Raw genomic sequence first — 20,227 nt, 5'->3', positions numbered from 1 at the left:
CCGGCTCACTTGCTGGCGAGCAGATTGCGTAGCCGCTCGATGTGCTGCTTGGCGACTTCCGGCGGCACTGGCTTACCCTGCGGCTGAGGTGGCGGTGCTGCTGGTGGCCGCTCGTTTGGCGGGACGGGTGCCGATGGCGCGTCTTTCTTGGCCCAGGCATTGAACTCGCCATGGATGGCGCGCTGGATGATGCCGAACAGATACCCCGCAGGATTGCGGATGCCATGACTGCTGCATCGTGCGGCCCAGTCGTCCAGCACGGCCTGTCTCAGCGCGGCATCGACCTGCTGCAATGCCACCCTGGCACCTGTCTGCTGCTCTGCCTTCAGTTCCGTGAAGCGCTTGGGCCATTGCAGATCGCCCAGCGCGCGCGCCTGCGCGGTAGTACGTACTTCATTAATACGACTACTACGTACTGTACGGGCCTGCTTCGGATTCCGAAGAGAGGCGTCTGGCGCGGGTTTCGCCCCTGCTTCGGATTCCGAAGACGGGTCGTCCGCATTCCGAAGAAGGCTCGATGCTCCTTCTTCGGAATCGTGGGCGGCATCCTCCTGTGGATAACTTTCGGCGGCCGTGATGCCTTGGCTGGCGAGGCGTTCGGCCAGGACCTGTAGCCGCGACGGCAGTGTGCGTCCGGAGAGCATCGGATCTTCCGCGATCTCCTTGAGGGTGTTCAGACCGACCATCTGGACAGCCTTGGCCGAATGGCCGAGGGACTGGCTGACCAGTGCCAGGTAGTCGGCGTCGAGCTGCATGGCCTCGAAGGGCGTCAGTGGTTCATCGTGCAGAACGTAGAGGTTGCCGAGGATGCGGCCGGTCTTGGGGTCACGCCGTCGCCGTACCAGGCTCAACCATCGGGTGAGGCGCAACAGCGTCAACGCTCGGGCCACGGTTTCATGCGAGGCCTGCCCGGCGCAGGGCATCGACGCCAGCCAGGGTCGAAGCTGCTCATACGTCGGGAAGGCTGTCATGCCGTCGTCGTTGAGCATCAGCCGGAACACCTGCCAGGCGTTGCGCTCCAGCGGCGTCAGGCGACGGTCGAGGAACAGCCGCCGCGGCACGGTCTCGTGCCGGTTGCCGCTGAAGAGGAAGGCATCGCCTGACGTGGCGGGCGTCGGCGTAGGCACGGGTGCTGGCGCACTGGGGCTGGGCTTGGGCGCGAGGTCTTTCAGGGCAGCATCGAACAGATCCGCGAGTGCGACGGGGCCACGGCGTGGTGCGGTGTCGTCCACGGCCATGGCTCAACCCAATCCCTGATCGACCCAGCTCTTGATCGAGGCCCAGACCACCGACAGAGGCAGCGACATGCCTTCGGCCAAGTCCATGGTAGCGTCGAGGATGGAGGTTTCGTCTTCGAGATCGACATTCCTGCTGCCGGTCACGGCCTTCCATTGCCGCCACAGCTCCGTGTCCTGTTTCTCGTCCAGCACGGGGTGGCGGCCCTTGCGCTTCGGCAGGCCGAGGATTTCGCGGCGAAGCGCCACCTCCTGGTGGGTCAGGCCATAGAACCGACTGACCATCTCGGTGCTCGCGCCCAGCCTGAGCATGCGATCGACCGTGGCGATTTCCTTCTCCACGTCCTGCGCCTGCTTGAGCAGTCGCCGGAGCACTTCGCGGTTGACCGTCACCGAGCACCAGGAGACGTTAGCGTTGGCGAGCACGCTGATCAGCGCGGGATGCTTGAGGGCGTCCAGTTCTTCCTCGCCAAACCCCATCAGTTTGCACCGGCGCAGTTGCCCATTGCGCAGGTCATAGAGGGCCTGGGCGATGACGGCCTGGTTGAGTGGGTGTGGTGCGGACATGCTGGCCTCCCTCGCTCACATTCCAACGCCTTCAGCGCCGGCTTCAAGGTCGAGCAGGCGCCGGGCCAGCCGCAGCAGCCGGAACAGCTTGACCAGCGAGGTATCGCTCAATCGCTGGGCCGCATCACCCTGGCCGTGCAGCAGCGCCGGCAGTTCGATGACGATTTGCCCGTCGTGCAGGCCGACGTCGGCGGGCCGCTGACCGGCCAGGCACGCTAACAGCGCGAGGACGGCACGGCCCAGCGGTGCCGAGCTTTGGGTGCGGGCCCGGCAGACGAAACCGATACCCTCTGCACGGTCATCAATGCACTCGTCCAGGTCTGCCTCGCCCGCGATTTCGCGGGCGAACTGTGCGATGTGGATGCGCAGGCGCTCGGCTGTGTCCACGCCGGGATCGATGTACCAGACATCGGAGATCGGATAGAGCCCGCCAGCCTGCACAGGGATGGACTGCAAGACACTCGCCGAGAAGTCGAGCGGCAGCGCATCACCCAACTGGTCGGCGACCATGCGCTGAATGGACTGGAGCCGTTCGGTCGTCGGTGCCGGCGAGACGATGTGCTCCCGAAGCAGATCGCCACCCACCGCAGGGTTGGCCGGACTTGCCTGGCTGGCATCCGTGTCGCTCTCGCGCGTCGAAGGCGTTGCCGCAGGTCGGCCTGCAGGCGGCGCTGCGGATGCAGCCCCTGCGATGGGTGGCGCAGTGTTGGCAGGTGGGCGCGCGATGGTTCCCGGCTCCGGCAACGCAGGCGGCGTCGATGGCGGCGTTGGGTCGCTGACCAAGGCGCGCTGCCGGCTCTCGGATTCGGTCATGTCCAGGGCGAGCACGTCGTAATCGACACCCAGCATCTCGGCCATCTGGCCGATCAGCTCGTCCTGTACACGCTGCGCGGAGAACTCGTCGGCCTGGACGTCGAATTGCGACAGCACTTCCTGGAAAAATTCGTCGAAGTCCTGAACCAGTGGGCGACCCTTGGCGTAGCGCTCCCACGCGAGCATGCAGGCTTTGCGCATGACCGACAGGCGTTCGACCTGATGGCGACCGAGACCGCCATAGAGCACGGTGGGGATCGCGGGCAGGAGATACTGCACCGCGTCGTTCATGCGGCTGATGTGCGACTGTTGTACCGGGAAGCCATCGGCGGCGAGGCGGCGGGCCAGCTCGGACTGGCTCAAGGTGGTGCCGCTTTCTTGCTCGTAGAACTCGCGCGCCTTCTCGACGCCGAGGGCGCGCTCGATGAACGTGAGGCCCCCGCGCAATTCGTTCTCGGCCAAGTGGCCGGTCAACATGACGACTTCGCCGCGGCTGGGCCACGGCCGGAACAGGCACGATACACGGAAAAACCGCTCGTCCTTGGTCTCTGACCATAGTTCGCGCAGGATCGCCAGCCGAGTATTTCCACCGTTGCGGATGATGTAGTGGGACTCACCTGGTCGGCGAGTGATGGCCGGCGCTGCGTCCAGACCGCGCTCGCGGATGGACGCCTTGATTTCCTCGTAGGCCGGGTTGCGTTTTTTCCTGGGATCGTGGTCGTAGGGGCGCAACTGATCTAGGGTCACGACCATGGGGGTGTCGGCGATCGGGTCGCTCAAGGTCGAGGCTGACGGGCCGCTGCGCTCGAACCCGGCCGCGAGCAGCTTGCCAGCCATCTGCTGGGAGGTGATCTCAGCCATGGCCGCCTCCCTGCGCTTGGTATCGGGCCTCGCGCTCGGCGCGGCGGATTTGCGCACGGGCATTCAGGGTCGCCCGGTGGTCGCTTGCCGTCGAGCTGGTGTAGATCGCGGCGCAGCCAGGCTTGGTGAACTTGAGGTGGCCGCCAGGCGTGCGTTTGACGTGCCAACCTTCGCCAACCGCGAACTCGATCAGGGCGCGAAGCCGCTTGTGGCCTCGGGCTAGCTCATGTGCGTTCGCCATGGGACCTCCCGGCATCAAGAGGGTGTGGCGGACGGCCGGACACCATGGCAAATCGGTGCCGCCATTGCGGAAATAGTTCGTCTGCGAGGCCGCGCATGGTGTCGAGCGCGGCGAGGGCGACTCTGCCCGGCGGCTGGCGGTATTCGACCCGATGCACTGGCAATCCGCGCGTAGCTGCACGCGGATACGCCTCGATGGCCGGCACGTCGGTGGCCAGCACGCGGATGCCGGCGTGGTCCTGGAAAAGATCGCGCAGGGCCTGCTGGATCAGCCGTGCATTGGCTGACACAGGGTGGACGCGATTGATGAGCAGATGCAGAGGTGGAGGCTCGATGCCCAGGTGCCGGTAGGGCGCAATGTCTTCGAGCAACTGCATGGTGCCGCGCCGCAGCTCGCGCGCCGCGAGAATTTCCGGGGTCACGGGCGACAGCGCGAGGTTGGAGGCGAGCACCGCCATCTCCAGCAGCACCGAGCGCGCACCTTGGGTGTCGATCAGCACCAGGTCATAGAGAGGCGCCAGGACCGGCAAGAGATGGCGCAACCGTAGGCGCCCATCCGGCGTGTGCAGCAGCAAAGTGTTCAGCTCGCCTCGGTGGTCGTTGGAGAGCACCAAGTCCAGGCCCTCGATGTTCGTGCGGGACACAAGCAGCCCGAGGTCGCGCTCGTTGAAGGCCAGCAACTCGTAGATGCCACCAGGTGCGCGGTGGCCTAGCTCGTAGTACGAGGACAAGGTGGGCTGCACGTCGAGGTCGAGCAGCAGTACACGCAGCCCCGCGTCCGCGGCAAGCCCGCCGAGGTTCGCGGCCGTGGTGGTCTTGCCGACGCCACCTTTGGTTGAAATGATGGATACGACCTGCATGGCGTTCTCCGTGTGAGGATGGGAAGTCCGCTGGAGAACGGGTCAGGCCCGGTTGTTGACGCGCTCGGCGATCCACTGATCGATCTCGATGGAGTCCCAACCGACCGCGCGCACGCCCAGGCGCAGCGCCTTCGGGAACAGGCCTTTGCGCATCAGGTTGTAGATGTGGGCGCGTTTGAAACCCGACTTGGTTTCGACTTCATCAAGCCGCAGGATGCGGCGCTCGCTTGCGGGCAGTGCAGGTGTTTGCGACATGGCGGTCACTCCTGAACGCTCAGTGGCGTTTGTTGGCGTGACCTCCATTCAATAGACATGGATGGGAAAAGACATTGCAAATGCAATCTCCGCGATTGCACATACAAGATGGAAAACCTCAGACTGTTGCGCTACGCAGCCGGCGTCTGGCCGTGGCGAACTTGCCGTTTAGCGTCCGCTCCGCGATCCCCATTGCGCCGCTGTGATGGGCGACCAACGCGCTGACCACCGCCTCCTGCGTCTTGAAGCTGGAGTACGGAACGCCGGAAGGCGACTGGCCGAGCATCAGGTCCAGCATGCTGCCGATGATGTTCAGGTAGGTGGCTTCGGCGCGATCACTGATCAGGCACTGTGCGCCAGCAGAGGGCGCCATCTGCTTGAGAAGCGCTCCGTGCTTTTCCTGCAGCTCATGCAGTTGGCGTTTGTACTGGTCCAAGGTGGACTTCAGGGCCAGGCGCTCGACTAGCATCGCCTGCCCAGTTTCCACCGAGATGAAGGGATGGGCGATGCGCTCGCTCCGGGAGAAAAGGAAGCACGGTCGTTGCTCGGGATAGTGCTGGCGCATCCAGCGCTTCAGATCGACGTGGCGCACCGTCAGATCAGGGGAGTCGATCAGCGCGGAATCGCGCGTCGTGATGCCGTTCCGTCCGAAGGGCAGTTCTCCATTGAGGATGCCGTCGAAGATGCGTTCGGTGCAAAGCCGCAGCTCGTCACAACGTGGACAGTCCAACGACTGCGGCAGGCGCCTTGGCGACGAAATCGAAGCCAGGATCACCTGCTCGTATCGCAGCAGCCCGGCCCAGCGGATGGACGCTTCGATCGGGCGATAGAACACCTTTGATGTTGGTGCATCATTCTTGTTCTCGTGCATGCTCCGTCTCCTTCCAGGAGAAGAACTACATGACCGACTCCTTTGTCGCCGACCTCATGGTCGGCCTGTCGCTTGTGTAGGAAGTGGGTCCCGAAGGCCGCTTCGTCATGTGGTTTGAATACTTCTCACCAGTTCGCGCAACTGGTAGTCGTCGTGTGTTCGATGTGCAAAAATCATCGATCAGAAGGTCGAGCATCGGGACGTAGGCTCGACAGCGACGCTCACGCTATCAGGGTCGTGAGAAGTTACGGTTTCTGCAAAACCGTCTAGGTATGACCTGATATGCCAGCGGTCTCAGGAAGCGTGAGGGGGCCGCAATCGTCCTCGAATGTCCAGTCGGACGCAGCAAACCGGCGCCTGTCATGCTTGCCCCGTCATCCTGATATATCGACAAAGAATCGTGTGCGGAAACGCGGTGGCCAGCATGCGCGTTCTTTCAAAGGAGCTTGACCAGAAGGTCGCCTGTGAGTTGTGGTGCAGGCGTTCCTAGGTGGCATCCGAGCTGTGCCATCACCAGAACCATCTGCCTGATCGTCTTCGCGGTGATGGATGCGGGGCAGACGACCGGGCGTGGATGATGAGTTCGAGGGAGTTGCCTACGACGATGTACCGATCGTGGGTCTGGTGTGCTGAGTGCAGCTCTTTGGACGTCTGTGGAACTCTTTGGACGAATTTGTTGCCGAGGACGAAAAACAAGGCTACAATTGAGGTCTTCGCTGGCCAGCCCAACGAAGAAAGTGATTGGGAAACAACGACTTACTGTCCTAGTACACGTCTCGTTTCCCGCTCCAGATATTTGTCTCAGCGCATCATGTGCTGAGGCGCTTGAAAAAAGGGCCTATTGGCCCTTTTTTCGTTTCTATGCATATCTACCGGATAACTCGAACGAATTCCCCGACCACTCGGTAGTTCGACAGCAGGTCATTCCTCAACTCGAGCGGCTCGAACGCCGCGTCCGAAGATCGCGGCAACAATAGAATTTTCTCGTGACGCCAGCCGCTTTCATCCTCCATCTTGACGCTGCGGTACTCCTTGACCGTGTAGTGCGCCCCGCCGGTCTCATCCCACAACTCCACCAGCACGATCTTGCCATTGCGACTGCCACCACGCTCTGCACGGAACAGGCATATCGAGCCATTCGGAATGACGGTATTCATCGATTCGCCCACCACTTCACAAGCGAAGCAGGTACTGTCCAGCGGCACCTCTGCGTTGACCGCGATCAAGCGTTGTTGCTCGGCCTGCTGGGCCTCACTGAAGCCACCGGCAGCGGCATGCAGGTTGTACAGCGGCACCGCATTCACATAGGCCACCAGCTTCACGGGCTCGGTAGCAGGCTGAGCCGTGTGATAACCGCAAATGTGCTGCGCCAGGTACTCGCGCAAGGCCTGGTTGCAGGCATAGACAAAAGTCCCGCGAATACCACGAAGCATGATGGTCTTGTAGATATTCAGGATGTACCGCTTCAGCTCGCCCGGCTCCCTGATCCCGTTCTTGCCGTTGCGGTCGAAGTAGCGGCTCGCATCGATGGTGATTTCGCCCCGCACCTTGTCGTAGCCAATTTCATTGCCAAGGATGATCGCTGCGAAGTTCAGGTCGTAGCCTTGGGTGGTGTGGATGCAGCCCACCTCGGTCTCGGCGTTCTTCGTATTGATCCAATCACTGCTGGTGCGGTTCCAGCGCAGTTTCACGTCGTCGATTTCAATGTCGAACGCGTCCTTGTTCTTTTTCGAGGCCCACCGCCATGAGAAGCCGGCAATCATGCGCGAAAGGCCGAACTGGCGGTTCCGTTCCAGCGTGACCTGCAGCATTTCGCTGATCGAATCGAAAAGAACCAGCTCGTAGTTGTTCGGCGAGAACCTGGGCTGGCCGTTGCGCCGGACGTTTAGCAAGTCATCCAGGAACTTCACATAGGGATTGCCAGCCCGTACCCGAAACTGCGACAGCAGTGTCTGCACTTGTGTCGTGTCCCGAGCCTTGAGCCTGACGAAGTCTTCGGCATTGGCGTCCGAGGGTTTGATCGACTGGCTGGTGTCGTAGAAGAAGATGGCCTTGCCCGCCTGGTGACATACCCAATCCACTTCACTGCAACTGTAGGGATCGAAGCCGAGCGCCCTGGACGCGTTGTCGAAGGCCTTGAAGTAGGAGCCCAGGTTGCAACGCTTGCGCAGGCGATGGGCTTCATCCACCAGGACGATGTCGTAGTGTTGCCGGGACAGTTCGGCAGGGCCGATGACCATGTCCGCAGCAAGGCCAGCGACATTGGCGAAGGCTTTCTTCAGGGTCTTCCTGAACGAGCTCATGGGCACGACAAGCGCCATTTTCGGTGTGCCATAGCGTGCCTTGATCGTCTTCAGCGCTGTGCGCAACTCGGCTTCCTCGGCATCGAACTCGTGGAAGCTCATTTCGTCGATATCCGATTGCAGCAGCTTGAACAGGTAGATCGCCAATACCGATTTCCCGGTTCCTGCACCGCCCTGCACGACCAGGGTCGTGGTGCGCTCATCCAGCAGCGCGTGGAGCATGCCCAGCAGCCCCTGGCGCTGATCGGAGGACAGGGATTTGTACGGCGAATACTTGAACAGGTCGGAGTTGTCGATCGACTCGAGGGAATGCTGCACCACGCCTTCGCCACGTAACCTGTTCCAGGTTTCCCTGAAGATGTCGGCGTAGAGTCCGCTGCGCTGGTAGTAGTTGTGATCGACCAGTCCCAGGTTGCTGTTGAGCAGGGCGAACTTGCCGTCGGCGGCGATGTACTTGATCAATGACGACTCGATATCGAGAGTCGCCGACTTGTTGAATTTCTCGCTACTGATCAGGTGCACCGAGCGCAGCAGGTTCTTGTCGCCGTTGGCCAGATGGGTGCTCATGCGCTTGAGCGTGTCGGCAGTCTCGCCGATATAGGCCTGCTTCCTGGCTTCATCGCTGAGGATATACACCAGTGGCCAGGCGTTCGCTGCGTGGAAGTTGCCATGCAGGTCTTCTTCCAGGGCGCCTTTCGTGAAGCTGTAGCGGTTTATTTCGACCAGAGGCTTGTCACTCATAGCTCCGTGTACTTCCTGGCCGTTCCCTTGGCTTTCTCTACTGGATACTTGGCTTCGTTGAGCTTGATCTTGTCCAGTACGATCTGTTGCGGATCAAGGCCATAGTTGTCGGCCAGCAACAGGGCATAGGCGAGTACATCAGCCAATTCTTCCCTGACCTTCGCGATATCGGCCTCCTCAGCGGACTTCCACAGGAACACTTCCAGCAGTTCGCTCGACTCGATGCTCAACGCCAGCGCCAGATCCTTGGGGTTGTGGAATTTCTTCCAGTCGCGCGCGTCGCGGAATGCGCGCAACTTCTTGATTGCTTCTTCCATAGTCAGTCATGCCGGCAAATTGATGTGCGCATGATTGCTTACGTAACCAAGTGAGACAAGGTTCACGTGCTCCATGTGTAGCGCCGCACTGTAGCGCCGGATGCAACACCTGTAGCGCTGTTCACCACCCTCGTGTCTGTTCCCACTCTGCACAAACCCAAGTAATCCGGCGGCTCCAGAGCTGTCTAGCTGTTCTGGCACCCCCATTGCTCCTGTCCCTCCCGCGCAGCAAAAACCTCGCGCCACTAATAAGAACAGGACAAGCCCCATGACACAGATTGGCCATGCCTCGCCCCCCGGCACACCCCTGAAATCCCTTGCCGCCGCCTTGCTGCTCTGTCTCGCCAGCGCACCCGCCCTGGCCGTCGAGATGCCGGCGAACGTCGACGCCAAGCGCCTGATCGCCGCCGACCAGGAGCCAGGCAACTGGATGAGCACCGGTCGCACCTACGACGAACAACGCTACAGCCCGCTCAAGCAGATCAGCGACCAGAACGTCGGCCAGCTCGGCCTGGCGTGGAGCTACAAGCTCGATCTCGACCGCGGTGTCGAGGCCACGCCGATCGTGGTCGACGGCGTGATGTACACCACCGGGCCGTTCTCCGTGGTCTATGCGCTGGATGCGCGCAACGGCAAGCTGATCTGGAAATACGATCCGAAATCCGACCGCAACCGCGCCGGGGAAGCCTGCTGCGATGCGGTCAACCGCGGTGTTGCCGTGTGGAAGGGCAGGGTCTACGTGGGCGTGCTCGACGGTCGCCTGGAGGCCATCGACGCCAAGACCGGCCAGCTCGCCTGGTCGGTGGATACCCGTGCCGACCACAAGCGCAGCTACACCATCACCGGCGCCCCCCGGGTGGTCAACGGCAAGGTGGTGATCGGCAATGGTGGCGCCGAATTCGGTGTGCGCGGCTACGTCACCGCCTATGACGCCGAGACCGGCAAGGAGGCCTGGCGCTTCTACACCGTGCCGGGTGATCCGAAGCTGCCGCCGGAAGGCAAGGGCATGGAGATCGCCGCCAAGACCTGGCACGGCGATGCCTTCGTTGAGCAGGGCGGTGGTGGTACAGCCTGGGATTCGTTCGCCTTCGATCCCGAGTTGAACCTGCTCTACATCGGCGTCGGCAACGGCTCGATGTGGGACCCGAAATGGCGTAGCCAGGCTAAGGGCGACAACCTGTTCCTGTCGTCCATCGTCGCGGTCAACGCCGATACCGGCGAGTACGTCTGGCACTACCAGACCACCCCGGGTGATGCCTGGGACTACACCGCCACCCAGCACATGATCCTCGCCGAGCTGCCCATCGACGGCAAACCGCGCAAGGTGCTGATGCAGGCGCCGAAGAACGGCTTCTTCTACGTGATCGACCGCGCCACCGGCGAGCTGCTGTCGGCCAAGGGCATCGTGCCGCAGAGCTGGACCAAGGGCATGGACATGAAGACCGGCCGGCCGATCTTCGATGACGAGAACGCCGCTTACTGGAAGGACGGCAAGCGCAAGCTGGTGACCCCGGCGTTCTGGGGCGCCCATGACTGGCAGCCGATGTCCTACAACCCGAACACGGGGCTGGTGTATATCCCGGCCCACATCATGTCGGCCTATTACGAGCACATTCCCGAGGCGCCCAAGCGCAACCCGTTCAAGAGCATGTACCAGCTCGGCCTGCGCACCGGGATGATGCCGGAGAACGTCGACGGCCTGCTGGAAATGGCCAAGGGCTGGTCCGGCAAGCTGATCGCCTGGGACCCGGTCAAGCAGCAGCCGGCCTGGGAAGTGCCCTATGTGACCATCTTCAACGGCGGCACCCTGAGCACCGCCGGCAACCTGGTCTTCGAAGGCAGCGCCGATGGCCGGGTGATCGCCTACGCTGCCGACAGTGGCAAGAAACTCTGGGAGCAACCGGCGGCCAGCGGGGTGATGGCGGCACCGGTCACCTACAGCGTCGATGGCGAACAGTACGTGACCTTCATGGCCGGCTGGGGCGGGGCGTTTTCCACCTTTGCTGGCGCCCTGTCGCTGCGTGCCGGGGTCCAGCCATTCTCCCAGGTGCTGACCTACAAGATCGGCGGCACGGCGAAGCTGCAGGAACCGGCACCGCGCCCGGACACCCCGAAACCGCCGCCCCTGAGCACCGACACGGCGGCCATCGAGGCCGGCGCCAAGCTCTACGACGGCTATTGCTCGCAGTGCCACGGCATCCACGCGGTCAGCGGCGGCGTGCTGCCAGACCTGCGCAAGCTGACGGCGGAAAAACACCAGATGTTCCTCGGCATTCTCTACGGCGGTCGCGTGCCCGATGGCATGCCGTCCTTCGCCGATGCCTTCACCCCCGAGCAGGTCGAGCAGATTCATCAGTACCTGATCAAGCGCTCCCACGACCTGCAAAACGAAGGCGAAGCCTGGAAGCAGTTCAGCGCCAAGCAATAAGCACCCGACATGGAGAAACGTGCAAATGACTGACACCACTTACCAGAACTACATCGGCAACGCCTTCGTGCCCAGCGACGAGTTGATCGAGGTGCATAACCCGGCCAACGGCCAGTTGCTCGGCCGTGTGCCCCAGGGCAGCGGCGCCCAGGTCGAGCAGGCCATTGCTGCCGCGCGCCAGGCCCAGAAAGCCTGGGCTGCGCGGCCGGCCATCGAGCGTGCCGGCTATCTGCGGACGATCGCCAGCAAGGTCCGTGAACACACCGAGCGCCTGGCGCGGATCATCACCGCCGAGCAGGGCAAGGTGCTGGAGCTGGCGCGGGTCGAGGTGAATTTCACCGCCGACTACCTCGACTACATGGCCGAGTGGGCGCGACGCCTGGAAGGCGAAGTGCTGAGCAGCGACCGCGCTGGCGAAAGCATCCTGCTGCTGCGCAAGCCCCTGGGCGTGGTGGCCGGGATCCTGCCGTGGAACTTCCCGTTCTTCCTGATCGCCCGCAAGATGGCGCCGGCCCTGCTGACCGGCAATACCATCGTGATCAAACCGAGCGAGGAAACCCCGATCAACTGCTTCGAGTTCGCCCGCCTGGTGGCCGAGACCGATCTGCCGGCGGGGGTCTTCAACGTGGTCTGTGGCACCGGCGCTACCGTCGGCAACGCACTGACCAGCCACCCGGGCATCGACCTGATCAGCTTTACCGGCAGCGTTGGCACCGGCTCGCGGATCATGGCCGCGGCGGCGCCGAATATCACCAAGCTCAACCTGGAACTAGGCGGCAAGGCCCCGGCCATCGTGCTGGCGGACGCTGACCTGGAGCTGGCGGTCAAGGCCATTACCGCGTCGCGGGTGATCAATACCGGGCAAGTGTGCAACTGCGCCGAGCGGGTGTATGTCGAGCGCAAGGTGGCGGATGCCTTTATCGAGCGCATCGCCGCGTCCATGGCCGCGACCCGCTACGGTGATCCGCTGGCCGAAAGCGGCCTGGACATGGGCCCGTTGATCAACCAGGCAGCATTGGACAAGGTGGCGCAGATGGTGCGTACCGCCAGCGGGCAGGGCGCGCAGGTGATCAGCGGCGGCGCGGTAGCCGACCTGGGCCAGGGCTTCCACTACCAGCCGACGGTGCTGGCGGGGTGCTCGGCGGACATGGAGATCATGCGCAAGGAAATCTTCGGGCCGGTGCTGCCGATCCAGATCGTCGATGACCTGGACGAGGCCATCGCGCTGTCCAATGACAGCGAGTACGGGCTGACTTCATCGATCTACACCCGCAGCCTGAGTGCGGCCCTGCAGGCGACCCGTTCGCTGGACTTTGGCGAGACCTACATCAACCGGGAGAACTTCGAAGCCATGCAGGGCTTCCATGCCGGGACGCGCAAGTCGGGGATCGGCGGGGCGGATGGCAAGCATGGGTTGTATGAGTACACCCATAGTCATGTGGTGTATATCCAGGGCTGACAGTCTGGTTGTTGCTGATGGCCTCATCGCTGGCAAGCCAGCTCCCACAGGGATCGCATCCACCGCAGACCCTGTGGGAGCTGGCTTGCCAGCGATGAGGCCATCAGCTTCAAAGCCGGTCATTGGGCTGTACCAACCCCTGCTTTTTCATCTGCCGATACAGCGTCGACCGCGCCACACCCAGCTCGGTCGCTGCTGCACTGATATTCCACCGATGCCGCCGCAGCACGGCCACCAGGCTCGAGCCTTCCGGGTCGCTGCCTGACGGCGCAGGACTGCCCCGCAGCAATTCCTCCGGCAGACACTCCACCTCGATACACCCATCCTCCGCCAGTGCCACTGCATAGCGCAGGGCATTGAGCAACTGCCGGACATTCCCGGGCCACGGCGCATCGAGCAGGCTCTGCCGCGCCTCGGCGGTCATCCGCACGCCCTGTGCCGCAACCAGCTCGTCCAGCAACTGCCCACGGTCACTGCGCTCGCGCAGCGGCGGCAGGCGCAGGTGCATGCCGTTGAGGCGGTAGAACAGGTCTTCGCGAAACCCTTTGTCGCGCAGCATCGCCTGCAGATCCTGGTGGGTCGCACAGACCACCTGGATATCCAGCGGCACAGGCGCCGGAGCACCGATCGGGCTGATCTCGCGTTCGGCCAGCACCCGCAGCAGGCGCGTTTGCAGGTGGGCCGGCATGTCGCCGATCTCGTCGAGAAACAGCGTGCCGCCATTGGCCAGTTCCAGCTTGCCCTTCATGCCCTTTTTCTCGGCGCCGGTAAAACTTCCGCCGCGGTAGCCGAACAGCTCGCTCTCGATCAGGCTCTCCGGGATCGCCGCGCAGTTGAGCGCGACAAAAGGCCCGGCCCGGCGTGCACTGGCCTGGTGGATGGCCCGGGCAAAGGCCTCCTTGCCGGTACCGGTCTCGCCGGTAATCAGGATGGCGATGTCCTTGTCGATGACCTTGCGCAGGCGGCGCACGGCCTGTTGCAGGGTCGGGTCGGCGCCGGCCAGCCGTTCCAGGTCCGGGTGGCGCGGTGGCTGTACTTTTGCCGGCGCAGGCGTTGGCCGGTGCTGGGCCGAGGGAATGCGCAGGCTCAGGTCCAGCAGCGCATCGTCATGCAGTGCACGCAAGCGCAGGCCGCGGGCGCCGCCGTTGGTCAGACGCAACAACTCATCGACGCCCATCGGCAGCAACTGGTCGATCAGGCTGCCCGGCAACGTGCGGCCCGCCGGCTGGTGGTGAGCGACAAAGGCTGCGCGGTTGGCGCCGATTACCCGGCCACTGTCATCCAGGGCCAGCAATTGCTCGTTGGCCAGGTCGGCGATCTCGTCGATGGGCTTGAGCGAGAGGGTGAGGCGGTCCCGATAGCTCTGGCGGAAATGCGCGTTCTCGATCAGGCGCGCGTAGAGGATCACCAGTTGCAGGGTCAGGTACTGGCTTTCCTTGGGGCCGTCGTTGTTCAGGCAGGTGGCGTTCAGGCAGCCGCGCAACAGGCCCTGGGCATCGAAGATCGGCGCCACGGAACAGCTCAGGCGGGCATTGGCATCGAGGAAGTGTTCCTGGCGATGGATGATCAGTGGCTCGGCTGCGGCCAGGGTGGTGCCAATGCCGTTGGTGCCGGCGATGGACTCGTCCCAGCGCGCGCCGACCACCAGGCCCGAGCGGCTGTAGGGGGTGTGTGCGCTGGGCAGGCGGGCGTCGAGGGTGATGCCGTGCTCATCGCTGAGCAGCACCGCGAAGCCGGCCGGCACCACGCGCCGGGCCAGGCCGCTGACGCCCTGGCTGGCAATGTCGAGGTACTCCTGGTGTTGCTGCTGGTGGCGGCGGATGTCCTCGGCGCAGAGGATGTCCAGGCGGGTAGCGGTAGCCGGGTCGAGGTGGTGTTGCACGACACTGCGATACCAGGACTGGGCGATGACCCCGTCCGGACGTATCCGGCGCTGCGGGAAATGCTCGTTGACGAAGGCCGCGAGTTCGCTTGGGTGAGGCTGCGCGCTATGCCGGGTCATGAACGGCTCCGTGTGGCGTGCTGCTGCGCGAAGGCAGGCACGGCGATCTTGTTATGGATGCAACCGGCCGTGGCCGTTACGGCACCTAAGATAGCCGCTGATGCGCAACAGTGCCATGCCGGCCCCGCCCGTGGGCGGGGCCGAAATCGTCAAACCTGTTCGAACCGTTTATTCGGACGTTTTACTGGGGGACCATGGTGAACTTCGGGTAGTGGGTTTTCACGCTCGAAAAACCGACCTTGTAGAACTCCAGGGTGACGGCGGCGTTGGCCAGTTCTGCCCAGAGCAGTTGCGCCTTTTGCAGGTCGGTGAGCCCGGCCCAGCCGGCAAACGCCGCTCGTGTCGAGACGATGACCGGTGGACGCGAGGTCAGGTCGAGGATCCTGCTCATCCGCAGGACGTCCGTCTGCGTGGTGTTGTTGCGCTCGAAGCGGATGTAGCAGTGCGCCGGCAGGTCCCGGCGGTTCTGCGCGCCAGCCGCCAGGGCCGCGCGGGTCTGGAGCACCGCCATGTCGCTCTTGTCGGAGTGGAACACCGACTCGATCAGGCTCCCGCCCAGCCTGACCAGGTTTTCCACGTCGTCACTGCTGATGGACTCGATATAAAGCTCGCCAGCCATGCTTGTCTCCTTGAGTACCGAGGGTTGAGGTTGCAGATCCGGTGCATGAGCTTGCGCGAATTCGCCACGCCTTTCCATGCGCGTGCAAAGTTTATCGGTTGGCCGAAGCGCGGCTTGAGAGACAAAAACCGGCGCAGAGCCGTTGTCACGGCCGGGGAGGGGCGCGCTCCCTTGCCGATGAAGGTCCAGTCGCCACTATTCGATATGATACTTTTTGAGGTTCTCATGGTTTAAAGTGGTGTCGCTACGCGGCTTGATCTCTTCGAAATTAGATAATATGTTAATTAAATAACAAGATCGGAGGATGCCATGTTCCTGTCATCGAGCGAGCAGATCGGCTTCGAACGCTGGTGTCAGTCCCTGCGCAGTATCTGCGGTAATTTCAGTACGCTGCCTTCCAGCCTGACCCGTCATTTCATCGGCGAGATCCACAGCCAGACCATCGGCGCCCTCGACACCGCCCACATCCGCACCAACGCCCGCCTGATCAGCCGCGAGCTGATAGGCGTCGACAGCGACGACAGCCATTGCTTCCTGATCTACCAGCGCAGCGGTCGCCAGCGCATTCGCCAGGCCGGCATGGAAGTCGAACTGGGTCCGGAAGACATCGCCCTGGTGGACTCGGCGCGGCTGTTCGAGATCGAGCCCCTGGGCCTGGTGGAAAATATCTCCGTGCACCTGTCGCGGGATATCGTCACCCGCCAGTTCAAGGGCGATAACCTGTTCGGCAAGCTGTCGCGCAACAACGTCTCGAGCCGCATGGTGCGTTCGCTGGTGCAGTCGATCGGCATGCTCGGCGATGGCGCGGCCAACGGTGATGACGGCCAGGCGATCCAGAATGCCCTGGTGTCCCTGGTGCTGCCGGCGATGTCCGGGCAGACGCAGGGCGAGGGGCATTTGCTGGAGAGCAACAGCCTGTTCGCCACGGCGCTGCGCCTGGTGGATGAATCCCTGCAGGACATCGACCTCGGTCCTGCGTACCTGGCGGATCAGTTGCACACCTCGGTGCGCAGTCTGTACCGCTTGTTCGAAGAACACGGCGAGAGTGTCTCGCGCTACATCCTGCGCACCCGCCTCACCAAAGTGGCCCATGACCTGTGCTGCCACACTTTGCGTAGCCAGTCGATCACCCAGATCGCCTTCAAGTGGGGCTTCGTCGATGTCGCCCACTTCAGCCGGGCGTTCAAGCGGCAGTTCGAAGTCTCGCCCCGCGACTACCGGGCCCACGCCTTCCAGGTCTGAGCATTGGCAGGAAATGCCAACTGCATTGGCGGTGTCAGTCAAGCACCGCCCCGCGGCAAAACCTCTAATACCTCTACGTAGCGCAACGCCTGCTATTGCGTGACCTGCGGGGGCAGCCTGTCCCGCGGGCGCATAACAACAATAAATGTGTCGCTGGAGTCCGAAACACATGAAAACCCTCTTTCTCCTGGCGGGTCTGCCCTTGCTGCTGTCGACCCTGCATGCCGTGGCGGCCGACAGCCCGCTTCCCGCGCCCGCGCAGGTCGATGCGAAGCGCCTGACCAACGCCAACCTCGATCCCGGCAACTGGATGAGCCACGGTCGTACCTACGACGAACAGCGCTACAGCCCGCTGGATGCCGTGAACGACAAGAACGTCGGCCAGCTCGGCATGGCCTGGACCACCCGCCTGGACATCGACAGCGGTACCGAAGCCACGCCTATCGTGGTCGATGGGGTGATGTACACCACAGGCGCGTTCAGCATTGTCTATGCGATGAATGCGGCGACCGGCGAGATGCTCTGGAAATACGACCCCCATGTGCCGCCGGAGAACCTCAGCCAGGGCTGCTGCGGCCCGGTCAACCGCGGTGTCGCGGTGTGGAATGGCAAGGTCTATGTCGGCAGCTTCGACGGCCGCCTGATCGCTCTCGACGCGGCGACCGGCAAGGAAGCCTGGTCGGTGGACACCATCATCGATCGCAGCAAGAGCTACTCCATCACCGGTGCGCCGCGCATCGTCAAGGGCAAGGTACTGATCGGCAACGGTGGCGCCGAGTTCGGCGTGCGTGGCTACGTCACTGCCTACGATGCCGAGACCGGCAAGCAAGCCTGGCGTTTCTACACCGTGCCGGGCGACCCCAAGCGGCCACCGGAAAACCCCGCCATGGCCATGGCCATGAAGACCTGGACCGGCGACGGCTGGGTGAAATGGGGCGGTGGCGGTACGGCCTGGGACTCCATGGCCTACGACCCGGACCTGGACCTGCTGTACATCGGCACCGGCAACGGCTCGCCGTGGAACTACCAGTTCCGCAGCCAGGGCAAGGGCGACAACCTGTTCGTCTCGTCGATCCTCGCCCTGCGTCCGGACACCGGTGAATACGTCTGGCATTACCAGGTCACCCCGCAGGACCGTTGGGACTACACCGCGACCCAGCACATCATCCTCGCCGACATCAAGGTCGACGGGCAGGTGCGCAAGGTCCTGATGCAGGCGCCGAAGAACGGCTTCTTCTACGTGCTCGACCGCACCAACGGCAAGCTGCTGTCGGCGAAGAACTACGTGCCAGTGAACTGGGCCAGCGAGATCGACCTGAAGACCGGCCGCCCGGTGCTGACCGGTGCGGCGGACTACTCCAATGAGCCCAAGGTCGTACAGCCGAGCTTCCTCGGTGGGCATAACTGGCACCCGATGTCCTACAGCCCGAAAACCGGCTACGTCTACATCCCGGCCCAGCACACCCTGGCCGAGCTGAAGGCGGCGAAAGAGCCGATGTTCTTCCCGAACAAATCGGTGCTCAATTTCGGCCTCGACGTACCGGATCTGCCGGAAGACCCGAAGACCTTCAAGCAGATCCGCGATGCGTGGACCGGCGAACTGATCGCCTGGGACCCGGTCAGGCAGGCCCCGGCCTGGAAGCAGGAATACGCCAGCGCCGGCAACGGCGGCACCCTGAGCACTGCTGGCAACCTGGTGTTCCAGGGCACGGCGGACGGGCGGGTGGTGGCCTACAGCGCCGACAAGGGCGAGAAACTCTGGGAGCACCGGGCCAACTCCGGGGTCATGGCCGGACCGATCACCTACACCGTGGGCAAGGACCAGTACGTGGCCTTCTCCGTCGGCTGGGGCGGGATCCTGCCGTTGCTGACCGGCTCGCTGACCAACAAGGCCAAGGTCCAGTCCGAGTCGCGGATCATCGCCTTCAAGCTGGGGGCCAAGGGTGAACTGCCGCCGCCGAAAGCGGCCCCGGTATTCCCCAATGCCGAGCTGAAGCTCACGGCTACCCCGGAGCAACTGGTGCAGGCGCGCAATATGTTCAACGGCCTGTGTGCAGGTTGCCATGGCCTTAACGCGGTGGCGGGCGGGGTCGTTCCGGACCTGCGCTACCTGACGAAAGAGAAGCACGAAGCCTTCCCGGCCTTCGTCAGCGGCGCCCTGATCTACCGCGGCATGCCGAATTTCTCCGACATCCTCAAGCCGCAGGACATGGAGCTGATCCGTCAGTACCTGGTCAAGCGCACCCATGACCTTCAGGCCGATCTGAAGGCCAACGCCGCCAACTGAGTCCGGTTCATTAACCAGGCGACCCCGGAAACGGGGTCGTCCGGGGCTCTGCACGCCAACAAAAACAACAACGAGAGTTCACCATGAAGACCTTCAACGCCTCGGCCCTCACGGCCGGCCTCGCACTGTTCGGCACTTCCTTGACGGTCCTGGCAGACGTCAAACCCGATCCCGGCGACTACACCGCGCTGCCCAAGGGCACCGACGTGGTGGTGCTGTACCAGCAGAATCCGCGGGGCGACAAGGTCTACTCCGGCGGCAAGAAGGTCGCCGACGACCTCGACCTGGACATGACCGTGGGTGTGCTGCGTCTGATCCACTTCACCGACTTCTTCGGCACCGGCTACACCTGGGATCCGCAGATCGTCATTCCCTTCGGCCAGCAGGATATCGGCGCGACCCACACGAAGAATTCCGGCCTGGGCGATATCACCTTCGGCGGCACGCTGTGGACCATCGGCGACCTGGAACGCAACGAGCACCTCGGCTGGTCGGTGTTCTTCACTGCGCCGACCGGCAGCGACAAGAACGAAGGCTTTGCCCTCAGCAACAACCGCTGGGCCGTGGATTTCCAGGTCGGCTACATCAAGGGCCTGACGGACAGGATCACCTGGGATGTGATTGCCGAGGCCGAGTTCTACCAGGACCAGCGTTCGACCGATGCAAAGAAGGACACGCTGCTGCAGTTGCACAACCACCTGCGCTACAACTTCACCCAGGACACCTATGCGGCGGTGACCTACCGGCATAACTGGGGCGGGCGCGAGACGCTGGACGGGGTGACCCTGGCCACCAGTCGAGACAATGGCACCGTCGGGTTCACGGTGGCGACCATGGTCAGCAAGCAACTGCAGGTGATGGGGCAGGTGATGCACGACACCTCGGTGCGGGAGGGGGTGAAGATCGATAATTCGTTGCAGTTCAGGTTGGCGTATTTCTATTGAGATCCGTTGGGACCGCTTTGCGGTCCTTCGCGGGCAAGCCACGCTCCTACAGACGATCGCGTCGCTCTTGTAGGAGCGTGGCTTGCCCGCGAAGGGCTGCGAAGCAGCCCCAAATTCTCCCTGACACTCCTACTTTCGACCCCCAACCGAAGTACCCCAACCCCCGGCCCCAAGCCTGATAGC

General features: G+C 63.1%; 16 protein-coding genes. 5 read left to right on the top strand and 11 right to left on the bottom strand.

The features are described 5' to 3' along the window. Positions 1-5 precede the first annotated feature (5 nt). The 9 genes from PSEMO_RS13565 to PSEMO_RS13525 form a co-directional block, all read right to left on the bottom strand. A complete protein-coding gene (locus PSEMO_RS13565) occupies positions 6-1,238 on the bottom strand; it encodes an STY4528 family pathogenicity island replication protein (protein WP_028690964.1) in 1,233 nt (410 codons plus the stop codon). Between the two features lie 3 nt (positions 1,239-1,241). Then, positions 1,242-1,802 carry a DUF2857 domain-containing protein gene (locus PSEMO_RS13560; RefSeq protein WP_023093474.1) on the bottom strand — a complete coding sequence of 187 codons (561 nt, stop codon included), beginning with the start codon at positions 1,800-1,802 and terminating at the stop codon, positions 1,242-1,244. Positions 1,803-1,817: 15 nt separating this feature from the next. Next, entirely contained in the window at positions 1,818-3,476 is a 1,659-nt protein-coding gene (locus PSEMO_RS13555) for a ParB family protein (RefSeq protein ID WP_028690965.1), read from the bottom strand. Beyond that, the gene (locus PSEMO_RS13550) at positions 3,469-3,717 is read right to left on the bottom strand and encodes a hypothetical protein (protein WP_019726333.1); all 249 of its coding nucleotides are present in this window, start codon (positions 3,715-3,717) and stop codon (positions 3,469-3,471) included. The genes PSEMO_RS13555 and PSEMO_RS13550 overlap by 8 nt, the downstream gene beginning before the upstream one ends. Then, a complete protein-coding gene (locus PSEMO_RS13545; protein WP_028690966.1) occupies positions 3,701-4,576 on the bottom strand; it encodes a ParA family protein in 876 nt (291 codons plus the stop codon). The genes PSEMO_RS13550 and PSEMO_RS13545 overlap by 17 nt, the downstream gene beginning before the upstream one ends. 42 nt (positions 4,577-4,618) lie before the next feature. Further along, the gene (locus PSEMO_RS13540; protein ID WP_009459729.1) at positions 4,619-4,831 is read right to left on the bottom strand and encodes an AlpA family transcriptional regulator; all 213 of its coding nucleotides are present in this window, start codon (positions 4,829-4,831) and stop codon (positions 4,619-4,621) included. A 118-nt stretch (positions 4,832-4,949) separates the two neighbouring features. Further along, the gene (locus PSEMO_RS13535) at positions 4,950-5,702 is read right to left on the bottom strand and encodes a hypothetical protein (protein WP_028690967.1); all 753 of its coding nucleotides are present in this window, start codon (positions 5,700-5,702) and stop codon (positions 4,950-4,952) included. A gap of 869 nt (positions 5,703-6,571) precedes the next feature. Next, on the bottom strand, positions 6,572-8,746 hold the full coding sequence (locus tag PSEMO_RS13530; protein ID WP_075803579.1) for a DNA/RNA helicase domain-containing protein: 2,175 nt from the start codon (positions 8,744-8,746) through the stop codon (positions 6,572-6,574). Continuing rightward, positions 8,743-9,063 (bottom strand): nucleotide pyrophosphohydrolase, encoded by a 321-nt coding sequence (locus PSEMO_RS13525; protein ID WP_075803578.1) that lies wholly within the window; start codon positions 9,061-9,063, stop codon positions 8,743-8,745. Before PSEMO_RS13525 ends, PSEMO_RS13530 begins: the two co-directional genes overlap by 4 nt. A gap of 268 nt (positions 9,064-9,331) precedes the next feature. On the opposite strand from PSEMO_RS13525, the gene PSEMO_RS13520 reads away from it, so the two are divergent. Together PSEMO_RS13520 and aldA are read left to right on the top strand one after the other, a co-directional pair. Then, a complete protein-coding gene (locus PSEMO_RS13520) occupies positions 9,332-11,491 on the top strand; it encodes a PQQ-dependent dehydrogenase, methanol/ethanol family (protein ID WP_075803577.1) in 2,160 nt (719 codons plus the stop codon). A gap of 25 nt (positions 11,492-11,516) precedes the next feature. Then, the gene (aldA, locus tag PSEMO_RS13515; RefSeq protein WP_075803576.1) at positions 11,517-12,950 is read left to right on the top strand and encodes an aldehyde dehydrogenase; all 1,434 of its coding nucleotides are present in this window, start codon (positions 11,517-11,519) and stop codon (positions 12,948-12,950) included. 109 nt (positions 12,951-13,059) lie between these two features. On the opposite strand, the gene PSEMO_RS13510 is transcribed toward aldA, so the two are convergent. Then, the gene (locus PSEMO_RS13510) at positions 13,060-14,952 is read right to left on the bottom strand and encodes a sigma-54-dependent Fis family transcriptional regulator (RefSeq protein ID WP_075803575.1); all 1,893 of its coding nucleotides are present in this window, start codon (positions 14,950-14,952) and stop codon (positions 13,060-13,062) included. Between the two features lie 181 nt (positions 14,953-15,133). After that, complete coding sequence (locus PSEMO_RS13505; RefSeq protein ID WP_075803574.1) at positions 15,134-15,571, bottom strand: hypothetical protein; 438 nt, start codon at positions 15,569-15,571, stop codon at positions 15,134-15,136. Positions 15,572-15,880: 309 nt separating this feature from the next. On the opposite strand from PSEMO_RS13505, the gene feaR reads away from it, so the two are divergent. The 3 genes from feaR (at position 15,881) to PSEMO_RS13485 (ending at position 20,044) form a co-directional block, all read left to right on the top strand. Next, positions 15,881-16,813, top strand: a complete 933-nt coding sequence (gene feaR, locus PSEMO_RS13495) for a transcriptional regulator FeaR (RefSeq protein WP_075803572.1) — start codon at positions 15,881-15,883, stop codon at positions 16,811-16,813. A 169-nt stretch (positions 16,814-16,982) separates the two neighbouring features. Next, positions 16,983-19,100 (top strand): PQQ-dependent dehydrogenase, methanol/ethanol family, encoded by a 2,118-nt coding sequence (locus PSEMO_RS13490; protein ID WP_075803571.1) that lies wholly within the window; start codon positions 16,983-16,985, stop codon positions 19,098-19,100. A gap of 83 nt (positions 19,101-19,183) precedes the next feature. Then, a complete protein-coding gene (locus PSEMO_RS13485; RefSeq protein WP_075803570.1) occupies positions 19,184-20,044 on the top strand; it encodes a transporter in 861 nt (286 codons plus the stop codon). The last annotated feature ends 183 nt before the right edge of the window (positions 20,045-20,227 follow it).

Source organism: Pseudomonas putida (assembly GCF_001941965.1).
Classification (GTDB): domain Bacteria; phylum Pseudomonadota; class Gammaproteobacteria; order Pseudomonadales; family Pseudomonadaceae; genus Aquipseudomonas; species Aquipseudomonas putida_L.
This window is presented reverse-complemented; position numbering and strand designations above follow the sequence as displayed.